5 protein-coding genes and 2 pseudogenes are annotated in these 8,001 nt (G+C 56.7%); 4 read left to right on the forward strand and 3 right to left on the reverse strand.

What is annotated here, in order from left to right; genetic code table 11:
- From AWB72_RS29045 to AWB72_RS28105, 3 genes and pseudogenes are all read left to right on the forward strand, one after another.
- Nucleotides 1-602: hypothetical protein (locus AWB72_RS29045; protein WP_159459425.1), on the forward strand; the 602-nt coding region annotated here is incomplete at its 5' end.
- Nucleotides 603-845: 243 nt separating this feature from the next.
- Nucleotides 846-1,050: pseudogene (locus AWB72_RS29605) on the forward strand (transposase); the annotation flags it as partial.
- Between the two features lie 301 nt (nt 1,051-1,351).
- On the forward strand, nt 1,352-2,734 hold the full coding sequence (locus AWB72_RS28105; RefSeq protein WP_087129183.1) for a C40 family peptidase: 1,383 nt from the start codon (nt 1,352-1,354) through the stop codon (nt 2,732-2,734).
- A gap of 475 nt (nt 2,735-3,209) precedes the next feature.
- Here AWB72_RS28105 and istB read toward each other — a convergent pair whose 3' ends face one another.
- Complete coding sequence (gene istB / locus AWB72_RS28110) at nt 3,210-3,980, reverse strand: IS21-like element helper ATPase IstB (RefSeq protein ID WP_087129185.1); 771 nt, start codon at nt 3,978-3,980, stop codon at nt 3,210-3,212.
- A pseudogene (istA, locus tag AWB72_RS28115) lies at nt 3,977-5,613 on the reverse strand (IS21 family transposase). Before istA ends, istB begins: the two are co-directional and overlap by 4 nt.
- 215 nt (nt 5,614-5,828) lie before the next feature.
- Between istA and AWB72_RS28120 the strand changes: the two are divergent.
- The gene (locus tag AWB72_RS28120; RefSeq protein WP_087129186.1) at nt 5,829-6,311 is read left to right on the forward strand and encodes a hypothetical protein; all 483 of its coding nucleotides are present in this window, start codon (nt 5,829-5,831) and stop codon (nt 6,309-6,311) included.
- A gap of 245 nt (nt 6,312-6,556) precedes the next feature.
- Here the strand turns inward: AWB72_RS28120 and AWB72_RS28125 are convergent, their stop codons facing one another.
- Nucleotides 6,557-7,492, reverse strand: coding sequence for a Rossmann-fold NAD(P)-binding domain-containing protein (locus tag AWB72_RS28125; protein WP_143754726.1), 936 nt, complete (start codon nt 7,490-7,492; stop codon nt 6,557-6,559).
- Nucleotides 7,493-8,001 lie beyond the last annotated feature (509 nt).

Here is an 8,001-nt window from a genome sequence, read left to right on the forward strand (position 1 = left end):
GCCTCGTGAGTTTCGTCGGCAAGCAGTTTCTCCAACCTAAGCGTGACCGGGTGTCCGGTTATGCGGGGGCAAGTCCAGTCGACCAGTGGCGTGCGTACTATATAGATGCAACAAACGAACACCCGAACGTACTTAGTGGACTCGACAAACCGCAGCGAATTGCCCAACACCGAAGTCAACTGAGCGTGGCCGTCGAAGAGCTGACACAGCTTGCACGCGATCGAAATGAGCTCGCAATGAACTTTTGGGATCAGTGTAACGAAGTGTTTGCGCAGGGCTTAGAGGGACGTCCCATAACTGTGAAACTGGTAATCGAGTTGTATAATTATGGACTACTTATTCGGAACGGAATGGATTGGTTGAGTGTAGATTCGAAAGACGCAATTTATACGCGCACGGCACGGTACTCGTCCATGGCAGAACGCGAATTATTGCCCCTTCGTTCAGTTCTGGGTAAGGCTGTGGCAGAGCAAGCATTCAATCAACTTCAGGCTTTGATGGCGCTTGACGAGCAACGCCTAAACTGGGTGCTCCGCTCCCAACCTCTGCTTGACACTCTTAATGACGTGCTCGCGAAAATGGCTGATGACTCAACCACCTAGACACAGTAGACGTTGTTCGAAGTCTCACAGTGCGAGCCATGCAAGCTTCCGAGGGCTATTTTCTGCCTTCTATAAGCCGGAACTAGGGAAAACCTACGACAACTTGCCGATTGCGAGTGGGTCCGACTGCTATTGAGTTAAAAGACCTTCTTGGCTTCGAGCGGGCCATGCCCTCTATGAGGGCAGAACCGCATAGCTCACATCGAGATTTCCCGAGCTTTACATTTACTGCACTTCGATTAAATTCAACCGAGTCGCTGCCTTGAGCGGGAAACACGCCGGAATCTGGAACTTACACGGCTGACAGACCGACTTATGCCTGACTTCGGAAGGATCACGGGGTTGCGATCCGCAACGTGTGCTGCGAGCTCGTGTTGCTCTGCCGTCGGTTGATGGCGCTACCGTTGCTATCGACGCCAGCGAAATGAAGGCGGTCAACATCCGTGATTAGAACTTTACTGCGGCAAGTGTCAGGCTCACATGGACCAACTCAAGCAAAGCGATATTGTCGTGTAGCCGCTTGACGAGCGTCGATAGGTAAAGGACTGCTGAGCCGTACCCGCTTTCGGCGTGGACGCTCGCCACGCGGCCAAGGGACCGTTTGCGGCGCCCGACGCAATCGGACCGGGCCAAACGGCTCGTTAACGGAGGCTGTTGCGGCATGGCGCGACCAGAGGTATCTTAAACTTCACTCTACGCGTGAGAGAGATGGAGCATTCTCCCCTTGGTCAATCCGATGAGGCGATGCCATGCACCACTTTTTTGCGTCAGATACACAGAGTAGCGGTATCGGATTGGGAGCCGTCCGGGCGGGTGATCTCATTTTCGTCCACCCGCGCACGGGACGGGCCCACGAAAAAATTAAACGCTATCTGAACGTCAAAGGGCAACGCATATTGAGTGGTGCGCGCGAGGGCGAAAGAGTGTCGCCACTGAAGAGCGCGACGAGGCATGTTCGCGACTACTCTCACGTCATGCTCGGACTGGGCGGCGGTCTCATCATCCATGCCGATGGGAAAAAGGTGGTGATCGACGTCCTGCAGGACGTGGTTGAAGCGTGCACACCCGCGGACTCAACATTCAAGGTGTATCGGCGGAGGAGCCTGGACCCGAGTCAGGCCAAGGTTATCGTAAAGGCCGCGCATCGCTATTTTGCGACGAAGTACAGCTTCCTCTCCTATTTCACGACTCCCAGCGAGACCGACACTACTCAGTTCTGTTCGCGTCTTATAGCGCATGCCTATCGGTCCGCAAACCTCCCGCTCAGCCACCTTGCCGATCATCGCGTGTTGCCATTGCATCTTTATGCGGCTTGCCAGGCAGACGAATGGCAAGACGTTTCGTCCTGCTTTTTCCCTGTTTTTCCCACGGGACTTTCGTCGGAAGTGCTCGACTCGATTCGCGACCTGGGAATTTTTACACCGGAAGAGCTTAGTTTTCACGCAGACACGCTGCGTGGCCATGATGAAGACTTGCTCAAGGTTGGCCGCCTCCGCCGGGAGGCTGCCGCGGCGTTCTATGAGAACGCGCAAAATATCTTAGATATGCATAAAAACAGGACCCAATTAGTTACACTCCAATGGCAACTGGCCAATGAGATTGAGCTGACACCAGAAAACATCGAAGACACTGGGGCATCCATCATCGCCCGTGTTCTCGAGCAGCTCCCTCAGCTCCTAGAGCTATCGAATCTCCAAAACGTCGCAGACCTCATCGACGAGTCGATGCTGAACGGACTCCACGATGTGGACGGACTGAGCGAATACGTCGGCATACCGGATCACAAGACTTGGTACTTTTTGCGGGTGAGTACCGAGAAGCTCCGCCTCGCCACATACTTCAAGTTAGCGGAAGTCGGATTGTTCTCGATTCTTGCCCATACCACGACGAACGAGAAATACGCTCGATTCAAATCGGTCAAGCGGCAGTACGCGTCCAAGTTCGACGAAGCTCTTAAGTTTCCAACGGACTACCTCAAGTTCAAAGATCAGAGTGATACTTTCGCATGGCTCGATCATTCACAGGACCGGGAAACGTACAGGCAGGTAGTCAGGGACATCGTCCTTTGCCTTTCATACATTGCTGATAGGACATGCTCCGCCGGGCCCGACACGCAACAATCAGAGAATTAGTTATTGCGGTGGGATTGGCGCAGACCTTGACTATTGTGCCGATCCCCTTCGAGCGGAACGACCGCCTGAATAGCTGTGTGACTGGAACGACCAACCGACCAACGGCCGTTCCTGGCCGTTTGTTCGCGTTCGGACGCATTGCCTACAGGCTCGCGTGGACGACTTAAACGTCCGCTCCGGAGACCGTTCATCGAGCTGACGCTCTCGGCCAAGAAGGGACGTTCGCCTGATGGATCCGACCGCCCACAGTCCATGATGTAACCGCCATTACGCAATAAGGGAAGCGGTCGACCAACCGGGCCGCCGCTTGAGTCTTTGTTCCGGAAAACGGAATGGCCGGATCTAACTGGCAAACTGGAGTTTCGCTCCGCGTTCAATTTTCCGGCAGCAGCATTCTCCCGGACGGGCAGTTCAAATTCCTCCACTTATGGGCGCCCAAATTCCCCCACCCCGTGACGCAGGACGTGGTCGAGTTTTAGCCTTCTTTCGTTCTCTGTGCAAGCGCCTCAGCAGCTTCCTTGAGCCTGTAGCTGCGACCGTTAAATTCGAGGAGGTGGCAATGATGCATAAGACGGTCAAGGATCGTGGTGCTCATCGTGTTGTCGCCAAGGTAGGCCCCCCAGTCCTGCACGACACGATTGGAAGTGACGACCACGCTTCGACGCAACTTGTAGCGCTGATGGATTAGGGTCTGCAATAGTGCGCCTGCGTCGTCGGGGATCGTACGTGAGAGGAACAGGTCGTCGAGCACGAGCAGGTCGCAATCGAGAATGGCGCGCAGCCGCGCCTGCCGTTGCTCCTGCGCACTTAGCGCATAACGGTTGAAGAAGTCATCGGTCTCGAGATACTGCACCTTGTGCCCGTGGAGGACGGCTTGATATGCAACGGCCTTCGCCACGTGCGACTTGCCGGTGCCAGGCTTGCCGACAATTAAGCCGTTTTCGCCAGCGGCGATGAACTTCAGTGCGTGTAGCTGGAAGCAAGCTTGGCGAGGCAGCTTTGGATTGAACGACCAGTCCAATTCCGTCAGGGTAAGCCTCTCATCGAGACCCGATTGCTGGTAGCGACGCTCGATGAGGCGCGACTGTCGCCGGTCGAGTTCGTCCTGCAGAATCAGCGCGAAGGTCTCCAGAAATGGTTGCTGGCTCCCTTGGGCCTGCAGCACGCGTGTTTCGAGCGTGTCGCGTACGCCCGACAGGCGCAATAGCCTCAGTGCGCGTTCGATGTCCGGTAACGTGGTGGTCATACGGTTTCTCCCGTCGTTGAGGATCGAGATGTGGCGCTGTGCTGCGCCCCGGCGTCGAAGAGCTCGCTGTATTCGGTTGCGGGCCGGATCAACGGGTGCTCCTGGGTGAGTGGCAAAGCGAGTTGCGGCGCGCGATCAACGCGCTCAAGTGCTTGCTCGAACAGCCGTTCGAGAACGGCGCGCACCTGCCGGTAGCGATACAGGTGATGACGCAGCGCGTGGTCGCAGGCCTGCTCGACGAGCCAGGCGGGATACTTCTTCGCCAGCGCGACGATGCCCCACATGCCGCGATGTCCGACGCGTCCTTCGGCGTCGAACAGATGCTGGCAAAGTGCCTTAGTCCGTGGGCCGATGTCACCGGCGCTGGCGAGCGCCAGGCTCGTCTGGCGCGACGGATGAACGGTCGCTCGCTCTCGGGCAGTTCGAGTGAACCGGGCTGCGTGTGGCGTGGATGGGTGCGCAGCAGCTCCTGAGTGCGACGGTCGCGGATCTCGATCGTGGTGTCGTAGATACGCACGCTGACGAGGCTGCCGATGGGCGCCGGCCGCGCCGCATAATTGCTGCGTTCGACACTTACTGTGGTGTCGTCCCAGACGGTGCGTACGACTTCGGTGAAGGAGCGGAACGCGGTCGCAGGCAGCGGCCGCAGATGCGGCTTCTCCTCTTGGAACATCGCTTCGACCTGCCGCCGCGCTCTGCCGTGGATGCGCCGGGCTGCCCAGTTCTCCTCCCAATGCATCAGGAATTGGTTCTGAGCTTCGAGTGATTCGAAACGCCGGCCGGTGAGCGCGGTGTTCTGCGTATGTTGGATCGCATTCTCTACGGTGCCCTTTCGATTCGGGTCGCGTACGCGGGCAGGGTCGGCGACGACGCCGTAATGCTCAAGCATCGCCGCATAGAGCCGGTTGAGCTCCGGCTCATATAGATCGGGGGTGATGACACCTTCCCGGAGGTTATCGAGGACGACGTAACTCACGCTGCCACCGAAGTACCGGAAGGCGTCCTCGTGTAGTTGTGCCCAAACCTGCTTGCTGGACTTCCAGACCACTTGCCGGAAGCTGCGCCGCGAATAGCGTAGCGTCATGACGAACAAGCGCGGGCGCCGATACCGGCCCGTCCTCGGATCACGCGTCGGCGCGCCCTCACCATAATCGACTTGAGCTTCCTCAGCCGGAGCAAACTCAAGGCGGTCAAACTGCTCGGGATCGACGTGCCGGAGGGCGCGCACAAAGCGCTTGACGCTGTCGTAGCTCGCAGTAAAGCCGAACTGGTCGACCAGATCCTGGTAAATCGCTTGGGCATTGCGCTTCAAGCGTATCTGCTGCTCAATCCACTCGCGATGGGGTTCGCTGGCGGAACGGGCGAAATTGAACGGTTTGACCGGCGCGACGATCCGGGAAGCCGGCGGGCGCGAAAGTGGAGGAGTTTGCGCGCCCACCGGCTCCGCCATGCCGATGGGCGCGGGGGCGGAGGAATTTGCCTCGTCCGAGACTCGCTGCGATTCAAAGATCGACTGATAGCGACGGATCGTCTTGCGGTCGATCCTCGTGACCTCGTGGATCTTGCGCTGACTTGCCCCGCGTTCGAGCAGCGTGAATATCGTGGCTTGGAGATGCTGCTTCAAGACGTTCACCTCTCGGTCTCCTTCATGCCTGAAGGAGAAGAAATTAAACGTCCTGCTATGTCGCTACCGGCTACTCAACCGGGGGCGCGGGGTGGAGGAATTTGAAGTGCCCATCCCCGGAGGAATTTGGGTGCCCGCCGGGGGCATTCTCTGTGTAGGTCACCTCCAACTGCAGCTCACCTGTATCATTCTTTCACCCAAACCTTCTGACGGAGAGGAAACGCATGGCGACGTTCAAAGTGTTCGATGCAGAGGTTCTGCCACTCGGCGAGGCCGCAGTTATCATTACTACGGCATGGCTGGACAACGAGTCGCCAGGCGGTGAGGCATTTCTGATCCTTCCCGAGAAGGATCACCCTCTTGTTGCGCACGGAATCGCGTTCGACGCGAAGTCCTTCGCCGATTCGTCAGTGACGCTGGACGAAAATTTCATTCTGAACGAAGCGTTGAATCAGGCTCTGATCGACCTGCGGATTTATATTGCCGATTTTGCGCAGAAAAGACAGATTCCACTTCCTCTTTCCGGGCCGGCCGTTGTCGAACATCCGTGGACGCATCTCATTCAACTTTGGCTGCGTGGCAAGCACACCAAGGCTTTGCAAACGATCATGAAAGACTCTCAGGCACAGGAGCTCTCGGAGAAGCTCAAGGTCGCTACCAACATTCCCCCGATCAAAGTGACGACCATCGGGTCTGTTTCGAAATAGCTTTGGTTAATATCCGCCAGCTTGGCTGCGGATGAAGGGTCGATGTCATAGCCGCGGCCCAACTGCTCATCTGCCAGTTCTCGCGGCGCCTTTATTCCAGCAAGCGCTCTTGATTCGGCCCCGAGCGAACGCATCATCCCGGTTAACCTCCAGTTTGACGCCCGACGAGTTTGCGCGAATCGCAAAGGGGGCGACACGCGTTCCCGCGCGCGGAGGGCGGTCGTACATAACGGGGGAGCACCCGATCATCGCCTTGAGCGACTTTTAGTTAGGGCGCTCAAGGCGCTTTCAAAAAGGACTGACGCCGCTGCACCAAATACGGCGGCCATTCCGAAAACGACGAAGTCGACAAGATCTTTCCGACCAGTGTCAGTGCCACGGACGGTGACCTCTAAAGGCTCGAAACCTGACGCTTCGGTGTCTGCGGTAACTTCCGAGACCTCTGTCAATCTTCCGTATGTCCTGACAGCGGGCTCAACATCCGCGGCGGCGCCGGTTAAGGTCCGCACATCGTCAATTCGACTCAAGAAGTTGACACGGTTTACAGCTCCAAAGGTCGCTGTCGGGGAGTGCATTACACGGAATGCTTGATGCCATTCAAACTGCGCAAGGCCGTTCTGTCCATTTAACGGCGACGCAAACCTTAAATTGATATCATATGAAAGGGTTTTTTGTAGCAGAGGCCCGAGATAGAAGCCATCCGTGACGGTGACAAGATACGGGTGCCCGAAACTGAATCGATTGAAGATTTTGAAACTTTTCAGTCCCTCCACGGAAACAGGCTTTATCGAGACGTTTCCCTCGTCGGCGGGCTGAATTTCTCGATCAGAGACAACTAACAATTCAATCTTGTGATCGTTATTTGGCAGCACTTCAACCGGGTGCAACTTGCGGTCACGCCAAAACTGCAATGTCAGTTTAGCTTGACCCTCCTCTATTGCGGACGGTTCTCTACTTTCTACAAGCCGAAGTAGCTCCCCAAAAGGGGCAGGTGCCTTCGCCATAACTTGAGTATCAAGACTAACGGTGACGAATATCTCTCCCTTCTCGATAGCGTTGACTAGATAGCCGTCGTGTGCACTGGTTGGATCAAGGTCGACTCCGAAATTGAGATCGCGAGTGGCCCGCCCGAAATCGGGTACGCCCGTCACGTAGGAAACGACCCAGAGTGAAAGAGTCACGGCTAGGGCCGACGCGATCGCCCTAATCCAAGCAGAATGTTGCTCGACACCGGTCGCTGACGGCTCTACCCGAGTCAGAGAGGCAGGACGTGTAGCCAAGACTTCTCTTGGCCGCCGTAGGCGTTTCGGGGCTCGAAAGGATGACATTCTACGCCGCATCCTAGATAAACGGAAAGTAGACCGAATTTTTGGCATTCTTACCTTCCTGCTATGTGGCTGGGGATGGCCTTTGATGCGTACGCTTGTCGATCAAGCCAATTTAGCTGAAACACCGGCTCCGTAGCCAACATTATTAAAACTGTTCGGGTATCCCGCCCGTTGATGTCTCCGCTCGAATTGCGAGGTGGTCCAACCGATACGAACCTCCACCCCTGACGGTTGCCGATCGTGTATTAAGCGACGTCTGACTCGTTCCAGCGTCCGTTTCTATGTCGGCGGACTAAACCGCTCGCGCGGTAGGGGCTACGGTCAGACTTCGGTGGGCAGGGAGAGGCCGGCATCGTGGTTCC

Origin of the sequence: Caballeronia concitans (genome assembly GCF_001544615.1) — a bacterium.
GTDB lineage: Bacteria > Pseudomonadota > Gammaproteobacteria > Burkholderiales > Burkholderiaceae > Caballeronia > Caballeronia concitans.